This is a genomic window from Streptomyces sp. NPDC058239, from assembly GCF_042882185.1.
In the GTDB taxonomy this organism is placed as follows: domain Bacteria; phylum Actinomycetota; class Actinomycetes; order Streptomycetales; family Streptomycetaceae; genus Streptomyces.
The window spans coordinates 406,797-431,235 of sequence record NZ_JBHVWS010000003.1; the positions used below are offsets into that span (position 1 = coordinate 406,797).

General features: G+C 70.6%; 21 protein-coding genes. 18 read left to right on the forward strand and 3 right to left on the reverse strand.

Annotation, left to right across the window (positions count from 1 at the left end; translation table 11 throughout):
• Positions 1-68 precede the first annotated feature (68 nt).
• Positions 69-569, reverse strand: coding sequence for a transcriptional regulator BldD (gene bldD / locus ACFVYE_RS06885; RefSeq protein ID WP_014157378.1), 501 nt, complete (start codon positions 567-569; stop codon positions 69-71).
• Positions 570-765: 196 nt separating this feature from the next.
• Here bldD and pyrR point away from each other — a divergent pair, with 196 nt between their 5' ends.
• The 14 genes from pyrR to ACFVYE_RS06955 all read left to right on the forward strand — a co-directional run bounded on the left by pyrR (position 766) and on the right by ACFVYE_RS06955 (position 17,413).
• On the forward strand, positions 766-1,350 hold the full coding sequence (gene pyrR, locus ACFVYE_RS06890; protein WP_383972252.1) for a bifunctional pyr operon transcriptional regulator/uracil phosphoribosyltransferase PyrR: 585 nt from the start codon (positions 766-768) through the stop codon (positions 1,348-1,350).
• A 93-nt stretch (positions 1,351-1,443) separates the two neighbouring features.
• Entirely contained in the window at positions 1,444-2,445 is a 1,002-nt protein-coding gene (locus ACFVYE_RS06895) for an aspartate carbamoyltransferase catalytic subunit (protein WP_389604465.1), read from the forward strand.
• Between the two features lie 2 nt (positions 2,446-2,447).
• A complete protein-coding gene (locus tag ACFVYE_RS06900; protein ID WP_266363167.1) occupies positions 2,448-3,734 on the forward strand; it encodes a dihydroorotase in 1,287 nt (428 codons plus the stop codon).
• Entirely contained in the window at positions 3,731-4,312 is a 582-nt protein-coding gene (locus tag ACFVYE_RS06905) for a hypothetical protein (RefSeq protein WP_383972250.1), read from the forward strand. The genes ACFVYE_RS06900 and ACFVYE_RS06905 overlap by 4 nt, the downstream gene beginning before the upstream one ends.
• Complete coding sequence (gene carA / locus ACFVYE_RS06910; RefSeq protein WP_383972248.1) at positions 4,309-5,451, forward strand: glutamine-hydrolyzing carbamoyl-phosphate synthase small subunit; 1,143 nt, start codon at positions 4,309-4,311, stop codon at positions 5,449-5,451. The genes ACFVYE_RS06905 and carA overlap by 4 nt, the downstream gene beginning before the upstream one ends.
• On the forward strand, positions 5,444-8,752 hold the full coding sequence (gene carB, locus ACFVYE_RS06915; protein WP_383972245.1) for a carbamoyl-phosphate synthase large subunit: 3,309 nt from the start codon (positions 5,444-5,446) through the stop codon (positions 8,750-8,752). Before carA ends, carB begins: the two co-directional genes overlap by 8 nt.
• Before the next feature lie 64 nt (positions 8,753-8,816).
• Positions 8,817-9,926: a quinone-dependent dihydroorotate dehydrogenase gene (locus tag ACFVYE_RS06920; protein ID WP_383972242.1), complete on the forward strand. Its 1,110-nt coding sequence runs from the start codon at positions 8,817-8,819 to the stop codon at positions 9,924-9,926.
• Positions 9,923-10,762, forward strand: coding sequence for an orotidine-5'-phosphate decarboxylase (gene pyrF, locus ACFVYE_RS06925; RefSeq protein ID WP_383972240.1), 840 nt, complete (start codon positions 9,923-9,925; stop codon positions 10,760-10,762). Before ACFVYE_RS06920 ends, pyrF begins: the two co-directional genes overlap by 4 nt.
• A 244-nt stretch (positions 10,763-11,006) precedes the next feature.
• Positions 11,007-11,330 (forward strand): integration host factor, encoded by a 324-nt coding sequence (locus ACFVYE_RS06930; RefSeq protein ID WP_014157387.1) that lies wholly within the window; start codon positions 11,007-11,009, stop codon positions 11,328-11,330.
• A gap of 38 nt (positions 11,331-11,368) precedes the next feature.
• Positions 11,369-11,986 (forward strand): guanylate kinase, encoded by a 618-nt coding sequence (gene gmk, locus ACFVYE_RS06935; RefSeq protein ID WP_383972237.1) that lies wholly within the window; start codon positions 11,369-11,371, stop codon positions 11,984-11,986.
• Positions 11,987-12,066: 80 nt separating this feature from the next.
• Complete coding sequence (gene rpoZ / locus ACFVYE_RS06940; RefSeq protein ID WP_003970369.1) at positions 12,067-12,339, forward strand: DNA-directed RNA polymerase subunit omega; 273 nt, start codon at positions 12,067-12,069, stop codon at positions 12,337-12,339.
• Between the two features lie 133 nt (positions 12,340-12,472).
• Entirely contained in the window at positions 12,473-13,675 is a 1,203-nt protein-coding gene (coaBC, locus tag ACFVYE_RS06945) for a bifunctional phosphopantothenoylcysteine decarboxylase/phosphopantothenate--cysteine ligase CoaBC (RefSeq protein ID WP_383972234.1), read from the forward strand.
• Between the two features lie 243 nt (positions 13,676-13,918).
• Complete coding sequence (gene metK / locus ACFVYE_RS06950) at positions 13,919-15,142, forward strand: methionine adenosyltransferase (RefSeq protein ID WP_114243484.1); 1,224 nt, start codon at positions 13,919-13,921, stop codon at positions 15,140-15,142.
• Positions 15,143-15,268: 126 nt separating this feature from the next.
• Entirely contained in the window at positions 15,269-17,413 is a 2,145-nt protein-coding gene (locus ACFVYE_RS06955) for a primosomal protein N' (protein WP_389604417.1), read from the forward strand.
• 85 nt (positions 17,414-17,498) lie between these two features.
• On the opposite strand, the gene ACFVYE_RS06960 is transcribed toward ACFVYE_RS06955, so the two are convergent.
• Positions 17,499-18,047, reverse strand: a complete 549-nt coding sequence (locus tag ACFVYE_RS06960; protein ID WP_389604419.1) for a hypothetical protein — start codon at positions 18,045-18,047, stop codon at positions 17,499-17,501.
• 229 nt (positions 18,048-18,276) lie between these two features.
• On the opposite strand from ACFVYE_RS06960, the gene fmt reads away from it, so the two are divergent.
• The 4 genes from fmt (at position 18,277) to ACFVYE_RS06980 (ending at position 23,057) form a co-directional block, all read left to right on the forward strand.
• Positions 18,277-19,209 (forward strand): methionyl-tRNA formyltransferase, encoded by a 933-nt coding sequence (gene fmt, locus ACFVYE_RS06965; RefSeq protein ID WP_383975313.1) that lies wholly within the window; start codon positions 18,277-18,279, stop codon positions 19,207-19,209.
• A gap of 243 nt (positions 19,210-19,452) precedes the next feature.
• Positions 19,453-20,886 carry an RsmB/NOP family class I SAM-dependent RNA methyltransferase gene (locus ACFVYE_RS06970; RefSeq protein ID WP_383975316.1) on the forward strand — a complete coding sequence of 478 codons (1,434 nt, stop codon included), beginning with the start codon at positions 19,453-19,455 and terminating at the stop codon, positions 20,884-20,886.
• Positions 20,887-21,204: 318 nt separating this feature from the next.
• Entirely contained in the window at positions 21,205-21,888 is a 684-nt protein-coding gene (gene rpe, locus ACFVYE_RS06975) for a ribulose-phosphate 3-epimerase (RefSeq protein ID WP_382300900.1), read from the forward strand.
• A gap of 152 nt (positions 21,889-22,040) precedes the next feature.
• Complete coding sequence (locus ACFVYE_RS06980; RefSeq protein WP_383975331.1) at positions 22,041-23,057, forward strand: sugar-binding transcriptional regulator; 1,017 nt, start codon at positions 22,041-22,043, stop codon at positions 23,055-23,057.
• A 137-nt stretch (positions 23,058-23,194) separates the two neighbouring features.
• On the opposite strand, the gene ACFVYE_RS06985 is transcribed toward ACFVYE_RS06980, so the two are convergent.
• Positions 23,195-24,217 carry a terpene cyclase gene (locus tag ACFVYE_RS06985; protein ID WP_383975320.1) on the reverse strand — a complete coding sequence of 341 codons (1,023 nt, stop codon included), beginning with the start codon at positions 24,215-24,217 and terminating at the stop codon, positions 23,195-23,197.
• Positions 24,218-24,439 lie beyond the last annotated feature (222 nt).

Consider the following 24,439-nt stretch of genomic DNA (forward strand, 5'->3'; position numbering starts at 1 on the left):
AAAACGCCGTGCTGACGGGGCACCCAAAAGGGGGCCCGCCAACACGGCGGCACGTTTCTGCTGGGGTCTCAGCCCTCGTCGTGGGCTACGGCGCGGCGGGCGTCCGCGTCCAGTACGCCCCAGCTGATCAGCTGTTCCGTGAGTACGGACGGCGACTGGTCGTAGATCACGGCCAGCGTGCGCAGGTCGTCCTGGCGGATCGAGAGCACCTTGCCGTTGTAGTCACCGCGCTGGCTCTGGATCGTGGCGGCGTAGCGCTGCAGCGGCCCGGCCTTCTCCGGCGGGACGTGGGCGAGGCGCTCCAGGTCCAGGACAAGCTTCGGCGGCGGCTCAGCGGCCCCGCCAGGCGTCGTACCGGGCAGGAGTTCCTGCACCGGGACCCCGTAGAAGTCCGCAAGCTCGGCAAGGCGCTGCACGGTCACGGCACGGTCGCCGCGCTCGTACGAACCGACCACGACGGCCTTCCAGCGGCCCTGGGACTTCTCCTCCACGCCATGGAGGGAGAGGCCCTGCTGGGTGCGGATGGCACGGAGCTTGGCCCCGAGCTGCTTTGCGTATTCGCTGGACATAAGGCTCCCCGGACGAAGTCTGGTAACTCACTGTGAGGTTACGCAGCGTTACTTGGATGCGTCAAGCCGAATGGTCCGGACCGGCACCTCCCGGGGGTGTGACCAGGGCGCTGTGCAAGCCCTGGTAACGTTGATGACGCAATTTCGACGTCCTTTAACGTCCGTCCAGTGAGGCGGAGAAGGAGGTCCGTTTCTTATGGACGCACAGCACGAAGCCACCGGCAATGCGGCACGCCCCGTTCTCGAGGCTCCCGACATCGCCCGAGTACTGACCCGAATCGCCCACGAGATCGTCGAACGCGCCAAGGGCGCCGACGACGTGGTGCTCCTCGGCATCCCGACGCGGGGCGTCTTCCTCGCCAGCCGGCTCGCCGAAAAACTCCAAGAGATCACCGGCCGGAAGATGCCGGTCGGCTCACTCGACATCACGATGTACCGCGACGACCTGCGGCTGCGCCCTGCGCGCGCCCTGGCCCGCACCGAGATCCCCGGCGAGGGCATCGAGGGCCGCCTGGTCGTCCTCGTCGACGATGTCCTCTTCTCGGGACGGACGATCCGCGCAGCGCTCGACGCGCTGGGCGACATCGGCCGGCCCCGCGCGGTGCAACTCGCGGTCCTCGTCGACCGCGGTCACCGCGAACTCCCGATCCGTGCCGACTACGTCGGCAAGAACCTCCCCACGTCGCTGCGGGAGACGGTCAAGGTCCAGCTCGCCGAGGAGGACGGCCGCGACGCCGTGCTGCTCGGTGTCCAGCAGGCCGCCCCGGTGGGCGAGCAGTAGCTGAACTTCACCCGTACGGAGTACCTCGAACCCGTACGGCAGCTTCCGCACGCCCGCATGCCTGAACCCTCCAGCCACCCGGAGAACACCCAGATGAAGCGTCACCTCATCTCGGCCGCCGACCTCACCCGCGACGACGCCGTCCTGATCCTCGACACCGCCGAGGAAATGGCACGGGTCGCGGACCGGCCGATCAAGAAGCTCCCCACCCTGCGCGGGCGGACCGTCGTCAACCTCTTCTTCGAGGACTCGACGCGTACCCGCATCTCCTTCGAGGCCGCCGCCAAGCGCCTCTCCGCCGATGTCATCAACTTCTCCGCGAAGGGCTCGTCCGTCTCCAAGGGCGAGTCGCTCAAGGACACCGCGCTGACCCTGGAGGCGATGGGCGCCGACGCCGTCGTCATCCGGCACGGTGCCTCCGGTGCCCCGTACCGCCTCGCCACCTCCGGCTGGATCGAAGGCGCCGTTGTCAACGCAGGTGACGGCACCCACGAGCACCCCACCCAGGCCCTCCTGGACGCCTTCACCCTGCGCCGCCGCCTCGTCGGGGCCGACACCGGTCTCGGCCGGGACCTCGACGGCCGTCGGATCACCATCGTCGGCGACATCCTGCACAGCCGGGTGGCCCGTTCCAACGTCCACCTGCTGACCACGCTCGGGGCCCACGTCACCCTGGTGGCCCCGCCGACTCTCGTCCCGGTCGGCGTCGAGCACTGGCCGTGCGACGTCAGCTACAGCCTCGACGAGGTGCTGCCGAAGTCCGACGCGGTGATGATGTTGCGTGTGCAGCGCGAACGGATGAACGCCGCATACTTCCCGACCGAGCGCGAGTACTCCCGCCGCTACGGCCTGGACGGCGACCGCATGGCGAAGATGCCCGAGGACGCCATCGTCATGCACCCCGGCCCGATGGTCCGCGGTATGGAGATCACCGCCGAGGTTGCCGACTCCGACCGGTGCACAGCCGTCGAGCAGGTCGCCAACGGCGTCTCGATCCGCATGGCCGTCCTGTACCTGCTGCTGGGCGGCTCCGAGCCCGCCGCCCCGGTTCACCCGTCGCCCGCCACCCCAGCCCGTTCCGAGGAGAACAAGTAACCATGAGCAAGATCCTTATCCGCGGCGCGAAGGTCCTCGGCGGCGAATCCCAGGACGTCCTGATCGACGGCGAAACCATCGCCGCAGTCGGTACCGGCATCGAGGCCGGCGACGCGACCGTCGTCGAGGCCGAGGGCCAGATCCTGCTGCCCGGCCTGGTCGACCTCCACACCCACCTGCGCGAGCCCGGCCGCGAGGACTCCGAGACCGTCCTCACCGGGACGAAGGCGGCGGCCGTCGGTGGCTTCACCGCCGTGCATGCCATGGCCAACACCTTCCCGGTCGCCGACACCGCCGGTGTCGTCGAGCAGGTCTGGCGGCTCGGCAAGGAGTCCGGCTACTGCGACGTGCAGCCGATCGGCGCCGTCACCGTCGGTCTGGAGGGCAAGAAGCTCGCCGAGCTCGGCGCCATGCACGATTCGGCCGCCGGAGTGAAAGTCTTCTCCGACGACGGCAAGTGCGTCGACGACGCGGTGATCATGCGCCGCGCGCTGGAGTACGTGAAGGCCTTCGACGGCGTCGTCGCCCAGCACGCCCAGGAGCCCCGCCTCACCGAGGGTGCCCAGATGAACGAGGGCATCGTCTCCGCGGAACTCGGTCTCGGCGGCTGGCCCGCCGTCGCCGAGGAGTCGATCATCGCCCGCGACGTACTGCTCGCCGCCCACGTCGGCTCCCGGGTGCACATCTGCCACCTGTCGACCGCCGGCTCCGTCGAGATCGTCCGCTGGGCCAAGTCCAAGGGCTGGAACGTCACCGCCGAGGTCACCCCGCACCACCTGCTCCTCACCGACGAGCTCGTACGGTCCTACAACCCGGTCTACAAGGTGAACCCGCCGCTGCGCACCGAGGCCGACGTCATGGCCCTGCGCGAGGCGCTCGCCGACGGCACCATCGACTGCGTCGCCACCGACCACGCCCCGCACCCGCACGAGGACAAGGACTGCGAGTGGGCCGCGGCCGCCATGGGCATGGTGGGCCTGGAGACCGCGCTCTCGGTCGTCCAGCAGACGATGGTCGACACCGGCCTCATCGACTGGGCGGGCGTCGCCGACCGGATGTCGTTCCGTCCGGCCGCCATCGGCCGTCTCGACGGACACGGCCGGCCCGTCTCGGCCGGTGAGCCCGCCAACCTCACGCTGGTCGATCCGGCATACCGTGGTGTGGTGGACCCCGCGGGCTTCGCCTCCCGCAGCCGCAACACTCCCTACGAGGGTCGCGAGCTGCCGGGCCGAGTCACCCACACCTTCCTGCGGGGCCGTGCCACGGTCGTCGACGGGAAGCTCGCGTGACATCACTCACCCCCCTTTACCTCCAGCTCGCCGCCGAGCAGAAGTCGGCCGAAGTGACCGACTGGTCCGCTCGCATCAGCTGGGTCATCGGACTGATCGTCCTCATCGCCTTCGTCTACTGGCTGATGCGCCAGGGATGGAAGTGGCGGGGGAGCCTCCAGTCCGATCTGCCGGAACTCAGCTCCACCCCGGAGGGGTTCGCGGACGGCGAGAAGCTGCTGACGCTGTCCGGCAGGTACCACGCCTCGACGACCGCCGGGCAGTGGCTCGACCGGATCGTCGCCCACGGCCTCGGCACCCGCAGCCGCGTCGAGCTCACCCTGACCGACCAGGGCCTCGACGTCGTACGACCCGGGGCAGCCGACTTCTTCGTCCCGGCCGCCGCACTGCGTGAGGCCCGGCTCGACAAGGGCATCGCGGGCAAGGTCCTCCCCGAGGGCGGCCTGCTGATCATCACCTGGGCGCACGGCGACAAGCTGATCGACTCCGGTTTCCGCTCCGACCGCTCGGCCGAGCACCCGGCCTGGGTCGAGGCCATCGAACAACTCACCAGCACTACGGAAGGCACCGCACGATGACGATCTCCACCCGGGGAGCCGCCAAAGCTCCCGCCGTACTCGTCCTGGAGGACGGCCGCGCCTTCCGCGGCCGCGCCTACGGGGCCGTGGGGGAGACCTTCGGCGAGGCGGTGTTCTCCACCGGCATGACCGGCTACCAGGAGACGCTGACCGACCCCTCGTACCACCGCCAGGTCGTCGTGATGACCGCCCCGCACGTCGGCAACACCGGTGTGAACGACGAGGACCCCGAGTCGCAGCGGATCTGGGTCGCCGGATACGTCGTCCGCGACCCCGCCCGGGTGCCCTCCAACTGGCGTTCGCAGCGCTCGCTCGACGAGGAGCTGGAGCGCCAGGGCGTCGTCGGCATCAGCGGCATCGACACCCGCGCCCTCACCCGCCACCTGCGCGAGCGCGGCGCCATGCGCGTCGGCATCTTCTCCGGTGACGCCGTCACCGACGAGGCCACACTGCTGGCCCGCGTCAAGGAAGCCCCCGAGATGGTGGGCGCCGACCTCTCCGCCGAGGTCGCGACCAAGGAGACGTATGTCGTCCCCGCGATCGGCACCAAGAAGTTCACCGTCGCCGCGATCGACCTCGGCATCAAGGGCATGACCCCGCACCGCATGGCCGAGCGCGGCATCGAGGTGCACGTCCTGCCCGCCACCGCCACCCTCGACGAGGTGTACGCGGTCCAGCCCGACGGAGTCTTCTTCTCCAACGGCCCCGGCGACCCGGCCACCGCCGACCACCCGGTCTCCGTCATGCAGGGCGTCCTGGAGCGGAAGACACCGCTCTTCGGCATCTGCTTCGGCAACCAGATCCTGGGCCGCGCCCTCGGCTTCGGCACCTACAAGCTGAAGTACGGCCACCGCGGCATCAACCAGCCGGTGCAGGACCGCACGACCGGCAAGGTCGAGGTCACCGCGCACAACCACGGCTTCGCCGTCGACGCCCCGCTGGACAAGGTGTCCGACACGGAGTTCGGCCGCGCCGAGGTCTCCCACGTCTGCCTGAACGACCAGGTCGTCGAGGGGCTGCAGCTCCTCGACCAGCCGGCCTTCAGCGTCCAGTACCACCCCGAAGCAGCCGCGGGCCCGCACGACGCCGCGTACCTCTTCGACCGTTTCGTATCCCTGATGGAGGGCCAGCGTGCCTAAGCGCTCCGATATCCAGTCCGTCCTGGTCATCGGCTCCGGCCCGATCGTCATCGGACAGGCCGCCGAGTTCGACTACTCCGGCACCCAGGCCTGCCGCGTCCTCAAGGCCGAGGGCCTGCGCGTCATCCTGGTCAACTCCAACCCGGCGACGATCATGACCGACCCGGAGATCGCCGACGCCACGTACGTCGAGCCGATCACCCCCGAGTTCGTCGAGAAGATCATCGCCAAGGAGCGCCCCGACGCGCTGCTCCCCACCCTGGGCGGCCAGACCGCGCTCAACACCGCGATCTCCATGCACGAGAACGGTGTCCTGGAGAAGTACGGCGTCGAGCTCATCGGCGCCAACGTCGAGGCCATCAACAAGGGCGAGGACCGCGACCTCTTCAAGGGCGTCGTCGAGGCCGTCAAGGCCAAGATCGGCTATGGCGAGTCCGCCCGCTCGGTCATCTGCCACTCGATGGAAGACGTCCTGGGGGGCGTCGAGACGCTCGGCGGCTACCCCGTCGTCGTCCGCCCCTCCTTCACCATGGGCGGAGCCGGCTCCGGCTTCGCCCACGACGAGGAGGAGCTGCGCCGGATCGCCGGTCAGGGCCTCACGCTCTCCCCGACCACCGAGGTGCTCCTGGAGGAGTCCATCCTCGGCTGGAAGGAGTACGAGCTGGAGCTGATGCGCGACAAGAACGACAACGTCGTGGTCGTCTGCTCCATCGAGAACTTCGACCCGATGGGCGTCCACACGGGTGACTCGATCACCGTCGCCCCGGCGATGACGCTCACCGACCGCGAGTACCAGCGGCTGCGCGACATCGGCATCGCGATCATCCGCGAGGTCGGCGTCGACACCGGCGGCTGCAACATCCAGTTCGCCATCGACCCGGTCGACGGCCGCGTCATCGTGATCGAGATGAACCCGCGCGTCTCCCGCTCGTCGGCGCTGGCGTCGAAGGCCACCGGCTTCCCGATCGCCAAGATCGCCGCCAAGCTGGCCGTCGGCTACACGCTCGACGAGATCCCCAACGACATCACCGAGAAGACCCCGGCCTCCTTCGAGCCGACCCTCGACTATGTCGTCGTCAAGGCCCCGCGGTTCGCCTTCGAGAAGTTCCCCTCCGCCGACTCCACCCTCACCACCACCATGAAGTCGGTGGGCGAGGCCATGGCGATCGGCCGCAACTTCACCGAGGCGCTGCAGAAGGCGCTGCGCTCCCTGGAGAAGAAGGGCTCGCAGTTCACCTTCATCGGCGAGACCGGCGACAAGGCCGAGCTGCTCGCCGAGGCGGTCCGGCCGACCGACGGCCGTATCAACACCGTCATGCAGGCGATCCGGGCCGGCGCCACCCAGGAAGAAGTTTTCGACGCCACGAAGATCGACCCCTGGTTCGTCGACCAGCTCTTCCTGATCAAGGAGATCGCCGACGAGCTGGCCGCCGCGGACGAGCTCGGCCCCGAGCTGCTGGCAGAGGCCAAGCGCCACGGCTTCTCCGATGCCCAGATCGCCGACATCCGCAGCCTGCGCGAGGACGTCGTGCGCGAGGTGCGGCACGCCCTGGGAATCCGTCCGGTCTACAAGACGGTCGACACCTGCGCCGCCGAGTTCGCCGCGAAGACGCCGTACTTCTACTCCAGTTACGACGAGGAGAGCGAGGTCGCGTCCCGCACCAAGCCGGCGGTGATCATCCTCGGCTCCGGCCCCAACCGCATCGGCCAGGGCATCGAGTTCGACTACTCCTGCGTCCACGCCTCCTTCGCCCTGAGCGACGCGGGCTACGAGACCGTGATGGTCAACTGCAACCCGGAGACCGTCTCCACCGACTACGACACCTCCGACCGCCTGTACTTCGAGCCGCTGACGCTCGAGGACGTGCTGGAGATCGTGCACGCCGAGTCCCTCGCGGGCCCGGTCGCCGGTGTCATCGTCCAGCTCGGCGGCCAGACCCCGCTGGGTCTGTCGCAGGCGCTCAAGGACAACGGCGTGCCGGTCGTCGGTACGTCCCCGGAGGCCATCCACGCCGCCGAGGACCGCGGGGCCTTCGGGCGCGTCCTGGCCGAAGCCGGACTCCCTGCCCCGAAGCACGGCACCGCCACCACGTTCGACGAGGCCAAGGCCATCGCCGACGAGATCGGCTACCCCGTCCTCGTACGCCCCAGTTACGTGCTCGGCGGCCGGGGCATGGAGATCGTGTACGACGAGACGCGGCTCTCCTCGTACATCGCCGAGTCCACCGAGATCAGCCCCACCCGGCCGGTCCTGGTCGACCGCTTCCTCGACGACGCCATCGAGATCGACGTCGACGCGCTCTACGACGGCACCGAGCTCTACCTCGGCGGCGTCATGGAGCACATCGAGGAGGCCGGTATCCACTCCGGCGACTCCGCCTGCGCGCTGCCCCCGATCACCCTCGGCGGCTACGACATCAAGCGGCTGCGCACCTCCACCGAGGGCATTGCCAAGGGCGTCGGCGTACGCGGACTGATCAACATCCAGTTTGCGCTCTCCGGCGACATCCTGTACGTCCTGGAGGCCAACCCGCGCGCCTCGCGCACCGTCCCCTTCACCTCGAAGGCGACCGCGGTGCCGCTCGCCAAGGCCGCCGCCCGCATCTCGCTGGGCGCGACCATCGCCGAGCTGCGCGAGGAGGGGCTGCTGCCGAGGAACGGCGACGGCGGCACCCTGCCGCTCGACGCGCCGATCTCCGTCAAGGAGGCCGTCATGCCGTGGTCGCGGTTCCGCGACATCCACGGCCGCGGTGTCGACACCGTCCTCGGCCCGGAGATGCGCTCCACCGGTGAGGTCATGGGCATCGACTCGGTCTTCGGCACGGCGTACGCCAAGTCTCAGGCCGGCGCGTACGGCCCGCTGCCCACCAAGGGCCGCGCGTTCATCTCCGTCGCCAACCGCGACAAGCGCTCGATGATCTTCCCGGCGCGCGAGCTCGTCGCCCACGGCTTCGAGCTGCTGGCCACCTCCGGCACCGCCGAGGTGCTCAAGCGCAACGGCATCCACGCCACGGTCGTGCGCAAGCAGTCCGAGGGCGTCGGACCGCAGGGCGAGAGGACCATCGTCCAGCTCATCCACGACGGCGAGGTCGACCTGATCGTCAACACGCCGTACGGAACGGGCGGCCGCCTCGACGGCTACGAGATCCGTACCGCGGCCGTCGCCCGGTCCGTGCCGTGCCTCACGACGGTCCAGGCACTCGCCGCCGCCGTCCAGGGCATCGACGCGCTCAACCACGGAGACGTCGGCGTACGTTCCCTCCAGGAACACGCGGAACATCTGACCGCGGCGCGCGACTAGCAGGCCCAGCAGGGGGACACCGGAAACGGTGTCCCCCTCTCTGTGAGGACACCGAGGACACCCGATGTACAAATTCTTCTTCCAGCTGGTCTTCAAGCGGATGGACCCGGAGCAGGCGCACCACCTGGCGTTCCGGTGGATCCGCCTCGCCGCCCGCATCCCCGTGCTGCGCACCTTCGTCGCCGCCGCGCTCGCCCCCCGCTACAAGGAGCTGCGCACCCAGGCCCTCGGCCTGCGCATGCACGGCCCCTTCGGCCTCGCCGCGGGCTTCGACAAGAACGCCGTCGCGATCGACGGCATGTCGATGCTCGGCTTCGACCACATCGAGATCGGTACGGTCACCGGCGAGCCGCAGCCCGGCAACCCCAAGAAGCGTCTCTTCCGCCTCGTGGCGGACCGCGCGCTGATCAACCGCATGGGCTTCAACAACGAGGGCTCCGCGGCCGTGGCCGAGCGCCTGGCCACCCGCAAGCCGGTCTTCCGGACCACGGTCGGCGTCAATATCGGCAAGACCAAGGTCGTGCCGGAGGCCGAAGCCGTCGGCGACTACGTGAAGTCCACCGAACGGCTTGCCCGCCACGCCGACTACCTCGTCGTGAACGTCTCCTCGCCCAACACCCCCGGCCTGCGCAACCTCCAGGCCACCGAGGCGCTCCGGCCCCTGCTCAGCGCCGTGCGTGAGGCAGCCGAACGGACCGTCACCGACCGGCGGGTCCCCCTGCTCGTAAAGATCGCTCCGGACCTCGCGGACGAGGACGTCGACGCGGTCGCCGATCTCGCGGTCGAGCTGGGTCTGGACGGCATCATCGCCACCAACACCACCATCGCCCGGGACGGCCTCGGCCTGAAGTCCTCGCCGTCCCTGGTCAAGGAGACCGGCGGGCTGTCCGGTGCGCCTCTCAAGGCACGCTCGCTGGAGGTCCTGAGCCGCCTGTACGCGCGGGTGGGCGACCGGATCACCCTGGTCGGTGTCGGGGGCATCGAGAACGCCGAGGACGCCTGGCAGCGCATTCTCGCCGGCGCCACGCTCGTCCAGGGCTACAGCGCCTTCATCTACGAGGGCCCGTTCTACGCCCGGGCGATCCACAAGGGCCTGGCCGCGCGCCTGGCCGCCTCCCCGTACGCCACCCTCGCCGAAGCCGTCGGCGCAGAAACCAGGAAGGCCACCGCATGATCCCGGAACCGTTCGGCGCACGCCTGCGCCGCGCCATGGACACCCGCGGACCGCTCTGCGTCGGCATCGACCCGCACGCCTCGCTCCTCACCGCCTGGGGCCTGAACGACGACGTCGCAGGTCTGGAGCACTTCACGCGTACGGTCGTCGAGGCACTGGCGGACCGGGTCGCCGTCCTGAAGCCGCAGTCCGCGTTCTTCGAGCGCTTCGGCTCGCGCGGCATCGCGGTCCTGGAGAAGGCCGTCGAGGAGGCGCGGGCGGCCGGTGCACTCGTCCTGATGGACGCCAAGCGCGGCGACATCGGCTCCACCATGGGTGCCTACGCGGCGACCTATCTGGACAAGGACTCGCCGCTGTTCTCGGACGCGGTCACCGTCTCGCCGTACCTCGGCTTCGGCTCGCTGCGCCCGGCGCTCGACGCGGCCGTCCTCTCCGGCGCGGGCGTCTTCGTGCTCGCCCTCACCTCCAACCCGGAGGGGGCGGAGGTTCAGCGCGCCACCGCCGCCGACGGCCGTTCGCTGGCGCAGCTGATGCTCGACCACATGGCCGCCGAGAACGAGGGGGCCACCCCGCTCGGCTCCGTCGGCGCGGTGGTCGGTGCCACGCTCGGGGACGCGGGCGTGAATCTCGCCATCAACGGCCCCCTGCTCGCTCCCGGGATCGGGGCCCAGGGTGCGACGCCCGCGGATCTGCCCGGTGTCTTCGGCGACGCGGTGGGCAATGTGGTGCCCAGTGTGAGCCGCGGCGTACTGAGCCAGGGACCGGACGTGGCAGGGCTGCGCGCAGCCGCCGAACGGCTCACGGACGAGGTCCGGGCGGCCGTCGCAGGTAGGTGAACATGCCACGTAACAGCGTGTTGACTGAATCCTGACCAAAAAACTCGGTTGTTATGCCTGAAATGTCCTGGTCGGCTGAGGCTGACCAGGACTTTTCGTTGGTTCTCGCTGACTCGAGCGGTCTTGGCCGCTAGTCTCCGTCGAGAGCCGACGTACACAAGTTGTCCGTCGCTCACCTGGTGTGGAGCGTCCAGCTTCCTCACCGGTCCGTATCCGACAGATCGACATCCGAGGTGACGTAGGCGTGGCTCTTCCGCCCCTTACCCCTGAACAGCGCGCAGCCGCGCTCGAAAAGGCCGCCGCGGCTCGCCGGGAGCGGGCCGAGGTCAAGAATCGACTCAAGCACTCCGGCGCCTCCCTCCACGAGGTCATCAAGCAGGGCCAGGAGAACGACGTCATCGGCAAGATGAAGGTCTCCGCCCTTCTCGAGTCCCTGCCCGGCGTGGGCAAGGTCCGCGCCAAGCAGATCATGGAACGGCTCGGGATCTCCGAGAGCCGCCGGGTCCGGGGTCTCGGCTCCAACCAGATTGCTTCCCTGGAGCGAGAGTTCGGCGGCTCTGCCGCCTGACGTTCTCAGGCACCCCTGAGAACGGGGATAATCGCTCCATGGTTGCAACATCCCGGGGGACGTCCCCCGTACCCCCGGACGTACGTCCGCGGCTGACCGTGCTCTCCGGCCCCTCCGGGGTCGGCAAGAGCACGGTCGTCGCTCATATGCGCAAGGTCCACCCCGAGGTCTGGCTCTCGGTGTCGGCGACGACCCGCAAGCCGCGCCCCGGCGAGCGCAACGGCGTCCACTACTTTTTCGTGGACAACGACGAGTTCGACAAGCTGATCGCCAATGGCGAGCTGCTGGAGTGGGCCGAGTTCGCAGGCAACCGGTACGGCACGCCGCGCCGTGCCGTGCTCGACCGTCTGGAGGCGGGCGAGCCGGTGCTGCTGGAGATCGATCTCCAGGGCGCCCGGCTGGTCCGGCAGTCGATGCCGGACGCCCAGCTCGTCTTCCTGGCCCCGCCGAGCTGGGAGGAGCTGGTGCGCCGGCTCACCGGCCGCGGGACCGAATCCGCCGAGGTGATCGAGCGCCGGCTCTCCGCCGCCAGGATCGAACTGGCTGCCGAGTCCGAGTTCGATACGACGCTGGTCAACACCTCCGTCGAGGACGTGGCACGTGAGCTGCTAGCCTTGATGCTGGAGGCTTCCGGCCACCGTGCCGACAGCGACTGACGCAGTCGACACGCGCGGCAGCACGGAACTCCGCACTATCAAAGATTTCTTTGATCTTTACCCCCTTCGGAAGGCAGAGAGTGTCCTCTTCCATCACCACGCCCGAGGGCATCATCAACCCGCCGATTGATGAGCTCCTTGAGGCCACCGACTCGAAGTACAGCCTCGTGATCTACGCCGCCAAGCGCGCGCGTCAGATCAACGCGTACTACTCGCAGCTCGGCGAGGGTCTCCTGGAGTACGTCGGTCCGCTCGTCGACACCCACGTGCACGAGAAGCCGCTCTCGATCGCGCTCCGCGAGATCAACGCGGGCCTGCTCACCTCCGAGGCCATCGAGGGCCCCGCGCAGTAAGCAGGGATTTGCACCTTCACCACAGGCCCGGCGGCCACGGCTGCCGGGCCTGTGGTGTGTCCGGGGCGACAGCATCGGACCGGGTGCGGTGAGGCAGCATGGGGGTGTTCGTATCCGAGTGCGGGGAGACGCAGTGGACAAGCCGAAGGTCGTTCTTGGGGTCAGCGGAGGCATCGCCGCGTACAAGGCGTGCGAGCTGCTGCGCCGGCTGACCGAGTCCGGTCATGACGTGAGGGTCGTCCCGACCGAGTCGGCGCTGCACTTCGTGGGGGCGGCCACCTGGTCGGCGCTCTCGGGCCACCCGGTGTCGACGGAGGTCTGGAACGACGTCCACGAGGTGCCGCACGTCAGGATCGGGCAGGGAGCCGACCTGGTCGTCGTCGCCCCGGCCACCGCCGACATGCTCGCCAAGGCCGCCCACGGTCTCGCCGACGACCTGCTCACCAACACACTCCTGACCGCCCGCTGTCCCGTCGTCCTCGCGCCCGCCATGCACACCGAGATGTGGGAGCACCCCGCCACCCAGGAGAACGTCGCCACGCTGCGCCGCCGCGGCGCCGTCGTCATCGAGCCCGCCGTCGGCCGGCTGACCGGCGTCGACACCGGCAAGGGCCGGCTGCCCGACCCCGGGGAGATCTTCGAGGTCTGTCGCCGGGTGCTGGCCCGCGGGCCCGTCGAAGCCGACCTGGCCGGCCGGCACGTCGTGATCAGCGCAGGCGGAACGCGAGAGCCGCTCGATCCGGTGCGCTACCTCGGCAACCGTTCCTCCGGCAAGCAGGGCTACGCGCTGGCCCGTACCGCGGTCGCCCGCGGCGCCCGGGTCACGCTCATCGAGGCCAATACCGGTCTGCCGGACCCGGCCGGCGCCGACGTCCTGCACGCAGGGACCGCCATACAACTGCGCGAAGCCGTGCTGAAAGCCGCCGCGGACGCCGATGTGGTCGTGATGGCGGCGGCGGTCGCCGACTTCCGCCCCGCCGAGTACGCGACCGGGAAGATCAAGAAGAAGGACGGCCAGGAGCCCGCGCCCATCAAGCTCGTCCGCAATCCCGACATCCTCGCCGAGGTCGCCGGTGAACGCGCCAGGCCGGATCAGATCGTCGTCGGCTTCGCCGCCGAGACCGACGATGTCCTCGCCAACGGCCGCGAGAAGCTCCGCCGCAAGGGCTGCGATCTCCTCGTCGTCAATGAGGTGGGGGAGCGCAGGACATTCGGCTCCGAGGAGAACGAAGCGGTGGTCCTCGCAGCCGACGGCGGTGAGACCCCGGTGCCGTTCGGTCCCAAGGAGGCGCTCGCCGACACGGTCTGGGATCTCGTGTCGTCGCGGCTCGGATGAAATTCTCGTTTCACGCCATCGCACAAGCCAAAACCCCTGAAATATGGGCGCAAATGGCTTTTTCGGAAGGCGATTTTTGTACAGTGACGGGCCGTGCTGCAGGTCACAGAACTCCCAAAGGGCGAGACACGTTGTCCGCTGAGCGGCATCGACGGATAAACTGACCCCCGGACCGTGCCGGGCGCAGCTCCCGGCCGTCCGCCAAATGATCAGCCAGCAGCCGCTGCAACCCCAGGGAGCGATGTGTCCCGCCGTCTCTTCACCTCGGAGTCTGTCACCGAGGGTCACCCCGACAAGATCGCTGACCAGATCAGCGACACCATCCTCGACGCGCTGCTCCGTGAGGACCCCCGGTCCCGCGTCGCCGTCGAGACCTTGATCACCACCGGTCTGGTGCATGTTGCGGGTGAGGTCACGACCAAGGCCTACGCCGACATTCCGACCCTCGTACGCAACAAGATCCTCGAGATCGGCTACGACTCCTCCAAGAAGGGCTTCGACGGCGCCTCCTGTGGCGTCTCGGTGTCCATCGGTGCGCAGTCGCCCGACATCGCGCAGGGCGTCGACACCGCGTACGAGAAGCGGGTCGAGGGTTCCGCCGCAGGTGAAGAAGGGGACGACCTCGACAAGCAGGGCGCCGGCGACCAGGGCCTGATGTTCGGGTACGCCTGCGACGAGACGCCCGAGCTCATGCCGCTCCCGATCTACCTCGCGCACCGGCTCTCGCGCCGGCTCTCCGAGGTCCGCAAGAACGGGACCATCCCGTACCTGCGCCCGGACGGCAAGACGCAGGTCACCATCGAGTACGACGGCGACAAGGCCGTCCGTCTCGACACGGTCGTCGTCTCCTCGCAGCACGCCAGCGACATCGACCTCGACTCGCTGCTCGCGCCCGACATTCGCGAGTTCGTCGTCGAGCACGTGCTCGCGCAGCTGATCGAGGACGGCATCAAGCTGGACACCGACGGCTACCGACTGCTGGTCAACCCGACCGGGCGCTTCGAGATCGGCGGCCCGATGGGCGACGCCGGCCTGACCGGTCGCAAGATCATCATCGACACCTACGGCGGCATGGCCCGCCACGGCGGTGGCGCCTTCTCGGGCAAGGACCCGTCGAAGGTCGACCGCTCGGCCGCGTACGCCATGCGCTGGGTCGCCAAGAACGTCGTCGCCGCGGGCCTTGCCGCCCGTTGCGAGGTGCAGGTCGCATACGCGATCGGCAAGGCCGAGCCCGTCGGTCTGTTCGTCGAGACGTTCGGCACTGCCGCGGTCGAGACCGAGAAGATCGAGCACGCCATCGGCGAGGTCTTCGACCTCCGCCCGGCCGCGATCATCCGCGACCTCGACCTGCTCCGCCCGATCTACGCCCAGACCGCGGCGTACGGCCACTTCGGCCGTGAGCTTCCCGACTTCACCTGGGAGCGCACGGACCGCGTGGACGCGCTGCGCACGGCGGCCGGGCTGTAAGCCTGCCGCCCGCAGTCTGTACGCCGGGGCCCGGACGCCGCACGCGGTGTCCGGGCCCCGGTGCGTGCGGCCGCCGGTCTGCTCTCGCCGGGGCCGGTGTCAGTGGTGTCTGGTAGGAATTTGGCTGTGAGCAGCGACAACGAGCGTTCCGAGGACCCCGCGAGCGGGGCCCCGGAGCAGCTTGCGCTCATTCGGGAGACGGTACGGAAGGCCAACGTGCCGCGGGCCAAGCCACGGACCTGGCGCGGCGCCGCGCTCGCCAAGGAGCTGCCCGTCGCCCGGGTGCTGGTCAACAAGGGCGTGCTCCATCTCGACCAGTACTTCGACTACGCCGTGCCCGAGGAGCTCGACGCCGACGCACAGCCCGGAGTGCGGGTGCGGGTGCGATTCGGGGCCGGGGGGCGCAATGTCCGCGGCGGGCGGCGCGAAGGGGGCGGCCTGATCGACGGGTTCCTCGTCGAGCGGCTCGCCGAATCGGACTACACGGGAGCCCTGGCCGCGCTCGCCTATGTCGTATCGCCCGAACCGGTGCTGGGACCGGAGCTGCTGGCCCTCTCGCGGGCCGTCGCCGACCGTTACGCGGGCAGCCTCGCCGATGTGCTGCAGCTCGCCGTGCCGCCCAGGAACGGACGGGCCGAGTCCAAGCCCTCGCCGGAGCCCCTGCCACCGCCGCCCGCGCCGTCGGCCGGGAGCTGGGAGCGGTACGCCCAGGGGCCCGCGTTCCTGCGGGCGCTGGCCGAGGGCGGTGCGCCCAGGGCCGTATGGACCGCCCTGCCCGGTCCGCACTGGCCGCAGGAGATCGCCAGGGCCATGGCCGCGACGCTCGCCTCCGGGCGCGGCGCGCTGGTCGTCGTGCCGGACGGCCGGACCGCGGGGCGGGTGGATGCCGCGCTCACCGAGCTGCTCGGCGAGGGCCGTCACGCGCTGCTGACCGCCGACTCCGGACCGGAGAAGCGGTACCGGGAGTGGCTCGCCGTTCGGCGCGGCTCGGTGCGGGCGGTCGTCGGGACGAGGGCCGCGATGTTCGCGCCCGTCGCCGATCTGGGCCTGGTCGCCGTCTGGGACGACGGGGACTCCAGCCACAGCGACGACAATGCCCCCTTCCCGCACGTCCGCGAGGTGCTCGAACTGCGGGCCGCGCACGGCCGGTGCGCATTCCTGCTCGGTGGCACGAACTGCACCGTGGAGGCCGCCCAGCTGGTGGAGAGCGGCTGGGCGCTGCCGCTGCGCGCGGACCGGGAGCAGCTGCGCATCGCGGCGCCCCTGGTGCGTACGGTCGGCGACGGGGAGCTGGCGCGGGACGGGGCCGCGAGGGCGGCCCGGCTGCCCAGCCTGGCCTGGCAGACAGTACGGGACGGGCTGCGCAGCGGCCCCGTCCTGGTCCAGGTGCCGCGCCGCGGATACGCACCGCGGCTGGCCTGCGAGCGCTGCCGTGAACCCGCCCGGTGCCGGCACTGTGCCGGACCGCTTCAGGCACCGGACCAGCGGGATCTCGACTGCGCCTGGTGCGGGCGGGCCGAGACCGCCTGGCACTGCGTCGCCTGTGGCTCCAATCGGCTGCGGGCCCAGATCGTCGGCGCCCGCCGCACCGCCGAGGAGCTCGGCCGGGCGTTCCCCGCCGTGCCGGTGCGCACGTCCGGGCGCGACCACATCCTCGACTCCGTGCCCGATGCGCCCGCGCTGGTGGTCAGCACCCCCGGCGCCGAGCCCGTTGCCGAGGGCGGCTACGCGGCCGCGCTGCTGCTCGACGGCTGGGCCATGGTCGGGCGCCCCGATCTGAGGGCCGGCGAGGAGGCACTGCGCCGCTGGACGGCCGCGGCCTCACTGGTGAGGGGGCAGCCGGAGGGCGGCACGGTGGTGATCGTCGCCGAGCCGACGCTGCGGCCCGTGCAGGCCCTGGTGCGCTGGGACCCGGTCGGACACGCCCGCCGTGAGCTGGCGGAGCGGGCCGAGCTCGGCTTCCCCCCGGTGTCCAGGATGGCCTCGGTGACCGGCTCGCGGGAGGCGCTCGCCGCGTTTCTCACGGCCGCCGAACTGCCGCCGGAGGCCGAGGTGCTCGGCCCGGTCCCGGTGCCGGGCGCCGAGCCGGGCAGGCCCCGCAGGCCCTGGGACGCACCGCCGGGGGAGTCCTGGGAGAGGGCGCTGCTCAGGGTGCCGCCAGGGAGCGGGGCGGCGCTTGCGGCCGCGCTGAAGGCGGCGCAGGCGGCGCGGATGTCCCGGGGAGGCGGTGCGCAGGTCCGGATCAGGGTGGATCCGCCGGACATCGGGTGACGGCTCGGTGGGTGGGGCCGGACGAGGAGATGCGGCTGCCCCGCCGTGCATCGGGCGCGGCGGGGCAGGGAGTGGGGTGGGGCGGTCAGCCGTTGCGTGGGCCGGGGAAGATGCCCGGGCGCACGTCCTCGCGCAGGGACGGGCGGTCCACCGACGGCTGCGGGGGCATGGAGCGTGCGGCGGGTACGGCGGGCAGCGCGGGCGCATCGGCGGAGCCGGGCGCGATGGGCAGGGGGCGCGGCACCGCGGTCTCCGCGGTGGCATCGGCCGTTCCCGGCTGCCGGGCGTTGCGGCGGGCGCCGTAGCGGCGGTGCACCGCCTGCTTGGTGACCCCGAGCGCGGAGCCCACCGCGTCCCAGGAGAAGCCCAGCGAGCGGTCGAAGTCCACTGCCGCGGTGACCAGGGTCTCGACACTGTCCCGCAGCTCCTGGGCCAGCCTGACGGTGGGGGCCGGGGCCCTGCCGTAGACGACGAAGCCCGTGGACGGGCCGGAGCGGCGCGGACGGTAGACGTTGCCCAGTTGGGCGGTGAGCGTGCGCAGCGCGTCCACCTGCCGCCGGACCCGCTCGATGTCCCGCACCAACAGATGCAGGCTGGCCCGCGCTTGGGCGTCGTGGGTTGCGTGGTCGGCCATGAAGAAGCCTCTCGAACCGGCATTGAAAGGGATCGGGCCGCACCGTGGCGGCTCGCTTCGGTCAATCTCTCTTGACCAACGCGTCAGCCGGGGATCTGGTCACGGTGCAGGGGCGCGTGTGCACATCCGAGGGGCGCGCAGTCATGCGTACGCCCCCCGGTCGCCCGGCCCATAGACTTGTGCGTTGCTCGTCACCGTACGTTTCGGCCCGAGAGGCAGTCAGCCACCCATGAAGCTCGTCTTCGCAGGCACCCCCGAGGTAGCCGTACCCGCCCTGGACGCCCTGATCGCCTCCGACCGGCACGAGGTGGCCGCCGTCGTCACCCGGCCCGACGCCCCCGCCGGGCGAGGCCGCCGCCTGGTCGCCAGCCCCGTCGCCGAGCGCGCCGAGGAGGCCGGGATCGAGGTGCTCAAGCCCGCCCGGCCGCGCGACGAGGACTTCCTGGCGCGGCTGCGGGAGATCGGCCCGGACTGCTGTCCGGTCGTCGCCTACGGAGCGCTGCTGCCCAAGACCACGCTCGACGTGCCCGCCCGCGGCTGGGTCAACCTGCACTTCTCGCTGCTGCCCGCCTGGCGCGGCGCGGCCCCCGTACAGCACGCGATCATGGCCGGGGACGAGGTGACCGGTGCATCGACCTTCCTGATCGAGGAGGGGCTCGACTCCGGCCCGGTCTACGGCGTCCTCACCGAAGAGGTACGGCCCACCGACACCAGCGGTGACCTGCTCACCCGGCTGGCGTTCGCGGGTGCGGGGCTGCTCGCCGCGACCATGGACGGCATCGAGGACGGCACACTGCACGCCGTGCCGCAGCCCGCCGAGGGCATCACCCTGGCACCGAAGATCACGGTCGAGGACGCCCAGGTGCAGTGGTCCGCCCCCGCCCTGCGGGTCGACCGGGTGGTGCGCGGCTGCACTCCCGCTCCCGGGGCGTGGACGCTGTTCCGCGGGGAGCGGCTGAAGGTGATCCAGGCGGTGCCCGTGCTGGACCGTGCCGATCTGGCGCCCGGCGAGCTGTCGGCGGCCAAGAACAATGTGTACGTGGGCACCGGTTCGCACGCCGTCGAGCTGCTCTGGGTCCAGCCGCAGGGCAAGAAGCCGATGCGGGCCGCGGACTGGGCCCGCGGGGTGAGGATCGTCCACGGCGAGCTGCTGGGGATCTAGGTCCTGCCGTCGAACTGCCGTCTGCCGTGCGACGCCTGGCACGCACGCTCGCAGCGTTGCCGAAAAGCCCTGGTGGCTCCGCTACGAGGACTCCTTGACGCCTCGCGATCGCACGCACCGGACGCCGCACGGCCGCCCTTCGGGCGACGACGGTTGACGACAGGAGCTGGCGGATTCCCGGGCCGGGGCGGCGACGTACGCTGGGAGGGTTCGCACTCTCACCATCAGCGGAGCACCTTTCACGTGAACGACCAGCAGCGTCGCCGTCCCGCCAAGCCGCATCGCCGCCCCAAGAAGGACCCCGTCCGGTTCCTCGCCTTCGAAGCGCTCAGGGCCGTCGACGAACGCGATGCGTACGCCAACCTCGTCCTTCCTCCGCTGCTGAAGAAGGCCCGCGCCAAGGGAGACTTCGACAACAGGGACGCGGCCCTGGCGACCGAACTGGTCTACGGGACGCTGCGCCGCCAGGGGACGTACGACGCGATCGTCGCGGCCTGCATCGACCGGCCGCTGCGCGAGGTCGACCCGCCGGTCCTCGATGTGCTCAACATGGGCGTGCACCAGCTGCTCGGCACCCGTATCCCCACCCACGCGGCGGTCTCCGCCAGCGTGGAGCTGGCCCGTGTGGTGCTCGGCGAAGGGCGGGCCAAGTTCGTCAACGCCGTGCTTCGGAAGGTCTCCGCGGACGACCTCGACGGCTGGGTGGCGCGCGTCGCCCCGTCGTACGACGAGGACGCCGAGGACCACCTCGCGGTCGTGCACTCGCATCCGCGCTGGGTCGTGTCCGCGCTCTGGGACGCACTGGGCGGCGGCCGTGCCGGGATCGAGGACCTCCTCGAAGCGGACAACGAACGGCCCGAGGTCACCCTGGTCGCCCGCCCCGGCCGCTCCACCACCGACGAACTGCTCACCGCCCTCGGTGACGAGAACGGCCTGCCCGGCCGCTGGTCGCCCTATGCCGTACGGATGGCGGAGGGCGGCGAGCCCGGCGCGCTGACCGCCGTGCAGGAGGGCCGGGCCGGGGTCCAGGACGAGGGCAGCCAACTGGTGGCCGCTGCCCTCGCCAACGCACCGCTGGAGGGCAGCGACACCCGGTGGCTCGACGGCTGCGCGGGGCCCGGCGGCAAGGCCGCCCTGCTCGGCGCACTCGCCGCCGGACGCGGTGCCGCCCTGCTCGCCGCCGAGAAGCAGCCGCACCGGGCCCGCCTCGTGGAGCGCGCGCTGGCCGGCAACCCCGGCCCGTACCAGGTGATCACCGCCGACGGAACCCGCCCGCCGTGGCAGCCCGGCACCTTCGACCGGATCCTGATGGACGTCCCGTGCTCGGGCCTCGGCGCGCTGCGTCGCCGCCCGGAGGCGCGCTGGCGGCGTCGCCCGGAGGACCTGGAGAGCTTCGCACCGCTGCAACGCGGTCTGCTGCGTGAGGCATTGAAGGCGGTGCGGGTCGGCGGCATCGTGGGTTACGCGACCTGCTCACCGCATCTCGCGGAGACCCGGGTCGTCGTCGAGGACGTGCTCAAGGGGCGCGGCGGCCAGCCGGTCGACGCGGAGTGGGTCGATGCCCGCCCGCTGATGCCGGGAGTGCCCGCGCTGGGCGACGGTCCCGACGTCCAGTTGTGGCCGCATCTGCACGGCACCGACGCGATGTACCTGGCACTGCTGCGCCGGACCGCCTGAGGCAGGCCGCGGCCGCGCGAGGCCGGCGGGGGCGGCCGGGGCCCGGCGGCATGTACGACCGGGCACGGGTACTGGCCGCCGCCGGGACCGGCCGCCCGCCGGATTCGGTGCCGGCCCGTCGGCAGAAGGCCCTCCGCCGCCCGTCGGCAGTACGCCCACCGCCTGAGGGCCCTGTACCGCCCCCGAAGGGCCCGACGCGGGCTGAAACGCCCGTATCGCACGGCCGGGAGGCCTGGATTCCGCGAACTGTAATGATCCCGTGAGGCTTTGGCCCGCACCAGGGCGGGGAAGTGGCGCGGAACATGGCAGGCTTGGCACATGGCTCAGATCAACCCCAGCATTCTGTCCGCCGACTTCGCCCGTCTCGCCGAGGAGGCGAAGGCAGTCGAAGGTGCCGACTGGCTCCATGTCGATGTGATGGACAACCACTTTGTGCCCAATCTGACCCTCGGCGTGCCGATCGTGGAATCGCTCAGCCGGGCCACGGACACTCCGCTGGACTGCCATCTGATGATCGAGGACCCGGACCGCTGGGCGCCGCAGTACGTCGAGGCGGGCGCCGGTTCCGTCACTTTCCACGTGGAGGCCGCGGCAGCCCCCGTACGGCTGGCGCGGGAGATCCGGGCCAAGGGTGCCCGCGCCTCCATGGCGCTCAAGCCCGCGACGCCCATCGAGCCGTACGAGGACCTGCTCCCCGAACTCGACATGCTGCTGATCATGACGGTGGAGCCGGGCTTCGGCGGCCAGGCCTTCCTGGACATCATGCTGCCGAAGATCCGCCGCACCCGTGAGCTGATCTCCAAGCACGGCCTCGAACTGTGGCTCCAGATCGACGGCGGCGTCTCCGATTCCACCATCGAGCGGTGCGCCGAGGCCGGTGCGGATGTTTTCGTCGCGGGTTCGGCGGTGTACGGGGCCGAGGACCCGGCCGAAGCGGTGCGCGCCCTGCGCGCCAAGGCGGAAGCGGCCACCGCCTCGGCGGCCTGGGCGTGCCGCCACTGAGGCCGGAACCAGCTTCGGCCCCCGATTGCAGGTCGGCCCGGCCAAGGGCAGATGAACGTGGTCCGACGGGACCGATCAAGGATCGCCGGATCTGACAGGATGAACGGCGTATCGAGAGTGTGAACAGCAGTGAGGAGATCGCGGTGTCTGCAATGTCGGCGGGACGGTCCGCCCTGCGGATGGGGCCCGCGGAGCTGGTGCAGGCGGCGGCCATGGCCCGCCGCTTCTACCTCGAAGGAAAGTCGAAGATCCAGATCGCCGAGGAGTTCGGAGTCAGCCGCTTCAAGGTGGCCCGGGTCCTGGAGACGGCTCTTGAGCGCGACCTCGTACGGATCGAGATCCGCGTCCCCGCCGAGCTGGACGCCGAGCGCTCCGACGCGCTCAGGGCCCGCTACGGGCTGCGTCACGCGGTCGTCGTCGAATCTCCCGCGGAGGAGCAGGACGACGCACCGGACCCGGAGAACCTGGGTGAGGTCGCGGCGGATCTCCTCGGAGAGCTGGTGAACGAGGGCGATGTGCTCGGCCTGGCCTGGGGCCGGTCCACCATCCACATGGCGGCGGCGCTCGACCGGCTGCCGCCGTGCACGGTCGTGCAGCTCACCGGGGTGTACGACGCGGGGACGGCCGAGCGCGGCTCGGTCGAGGCGGTCCGGCGGGCCGCCCAGGTGGCCGGCGGTGAGGCCCACCCGATCTACGCGCCGATGCTGCTGCCCGACCCGGCCACGGCCGCCGCGCTGCGCCACCAGACCGGTATCGCCCGAGCCTTCGAGTACTTCGACAAGGTGACGGTCGCCGCGGTGTCCATCGGCTCCTGGGAGCCGGGCATCTCCACCGTCCACGACATGCTCACGGACGAGGAGCGGGCGCACTACGCTTCGCTCGGCGTCGCCGCCGAGATGTCCGCGCACCTCTTCGACACGGAGGGGCGGCGGGTCGGCCGGGACCTGGGGGAGCGATGCATCACGGTCGAGGCCGACCGGCTGCGCCGGATCCCCGAGGTGGTGGCGATCGCGGGCGGCCAGCGGAAGGCTGCGGCGATCGGGGCGGTGCTGCGGTCCGGGCTCGTCACCAGCCTGGTGACGGATACGGCAGCGGCCGACTATCTGCTGACCGAGTCGGCGGCGCCGCGGCGGCCGGCGCTGGAGCGGGCGGATCCGGACGGGGTCTGAGCGCGTTCCGGGGGCGGGCAGCGGTGGCCGCGGTGATTGTTGCCGGGGCCCCGGTGGCCGCTGTGTCCTCAACCGCCGGACGGGCTTGATCCTGCCGCCCGGCGGTTGAGTGGGCCTTGACCGACGAGTCCGGTGGTTCAGTCCTGGGCCATGCCCAGGACCGTTGCCTCCAGGTACTCTTCCGGCTCCTCGTACTGGCTCACATCGGCCGGGTTGTAGCGGGGGGTCTGCCGGGACCAGTCCAGGTTGCCGCGCATCCAGCTCCGCATCCCGTCCAGGTACGGTGCGAGCATCCAGGACAGCTGCGGGTACGCGGCAAGCAGTTCGGCCTCGGCGGCGAGGAACCGCTCCGTCTCCGTGGCGATCTCCGCGCAGACGTGTTCGAGCGCCTGCTGCTTGCCGTAACCGCGGTGGTGCCGGACCAGATGGACGAGATTGTGGATCTCGCCGAGCACCTGCTCCTTCTCGTACGAGTACACGTCGTTGGCCCAGCACACGACATTGCACGACGCTTCCAGCGCGGCGATGAACCGGGAATCGTTGTGGATCGACTCGGGAGCCTCGATCCCGGCCACGATCTCTATCAGGTCCATGCAGACATGTATCGCGCCGGTGTGGCGACGCTTGGCGATGTACGTCTCCTCGGACGGCACCACCCCTGCGGCCCGGTTCCCGGCCTCCCAGGTGGTGGCCGTCGTGAGATACGTGGTGAGGTGCCAGCCGAACCGGGTGCGCCAGTGCGCGGCCGCGGTCGGCGTCGTCCGTTCCCACAGATCGACCAGGGCGACCACGGCGGCGGGAAGGTCCTCGTCCGGCAGGGTGCCCGTACCGGTGCCCTCGATCACGGACCGCATCACCGCGACCACGTCCCGCACCCGGTCGGGGCTGTGGCCGAGCCGGCCGTCGTCGAGCTGGTCGTCGACGAGAAACAGCCATACGAACCAGTCGGCGACGAGGTCGAGATTCTTGCTGTCGGCGGTCGGGTACACCATGCCGACGAACGCTCCGAAGTCCGCTTGCTCGAAGCGCTCCCTGGCTGAATCACGGTGTACCAGACCGGTGTTGCGGATCCAGCTGTCGAGGTGGACCCGGGTGTGCCCGACGTGCGGATTCGTCCGCTGGGGGAACGGGCAGTAGATGTCCGGCAGTTCGCTCTCCACGGGTGGGTCGTGATCCTCTCCGGTCGTACGTGTGACGGAAGTTGTGACCGTCAGCCTGTTCCTCCGGGGCGTAGTCGTGACCCACGGGACCTGCGGGTTTGAAGCTACCCGACCCCTTGTCACCAGGTCCAGGGAAGATGATCGCGAATGATTCGGATGCCGTACGGGTAGGGTCCGTGGGCAAGGCGGGTTCCACTTGCCCGGGACTCCCGCTCCGTTCCT

What these genes read in the sequence shown, in the direction of transcription:
- ACFVYE_RS06960 (WP_389604419.1), bottom strand. Translation starts at nt 18,047, where the DNA reads ATGGCCGACCACGCAACCCACGACGCCCAAGCGCGGGCCAGCCTGCAT.
- pyrF (WP_383972240.1), top strand. Translation starts at nt 9,923, where the DNA reads ATGATCCCGGAACCGTTCGGCGCACGCCTGCGCCGCGCCATGGACACC.
- ACFVYE_RS06920 (WP_383972242.1), top strand. Translation starts at nt 8,817, where the DNA reads ATGTACAAATTCTTCTTCCAGCTGGTCTTCAAGCGGATGGACCCGGAG.
- ACFVYE_RS06895 (WP_389604465.1), top strand. Translation starts at nt 1,444, where the DNA reads ATGAAGCGTCACCTCATCTCGGCCGCCGACCTCACCCGCGACGACGCC.
- ACFVYE_RS06980 (WP_383975331.1), top strand. Translation starts at nt 22,041, where the DNA reads ATGTCGGCGGGACGGTCCGCCCTGCGGATGGGGCCCGCGGAGCTGGTG.
- gmk (WP_383972237.1), top strand. Translation starts at nt 11,369, where the DNA reads ATGGTTGCAACATCCCGGGGGACGTCCCCCGTACCCCCGGACGTACGT.
- carA (WP_383972248.1), top strand. Translation starts at nt 4,309, where the DNA reads ATGACGATCTCCACCCGGGGAGCCGCCAAAGCTCCCGCCGTACTCGTC.
- ACFVYE_RS06900 (WP_266363167.1), top strand. Translation starts at nt 2,448, where the DNA reads ATGAGCAAGATCCTTATCCGCGGCGCGAAGGTCCTCGGCGGCGAATCC.
- bldD (WP_014157378.1), bottom strand. Translation starts at nt 569, where the DNA reads ATGTCCAGCGAATACGCAAAGCAGCTCGGGGCCAAGCTCCGTGCCATC.
- rpe (WP_382300900.1), top strand. Translation starts at nt 21,205, where the DNA reads ATGGCTCAGATCAACCCCAGCATTCTGTCCGCCGACTTCGCCCGTCTC.
- pyrR (WP_383972252.1), top strand. Translation starts at nt 766, where the DNA reads ATGGACGCACAGCACGAAGCCACCGGCAATGCGGCACGCCCCGTTCTC.
- fmt (WP_383975313.1), top strand. Translation starts at nt 18,277, where the DNA reads ATGAAGCTCGTCTTCGCAGGCACCCCCGAGGTAGCCGTACCCGCCCTG.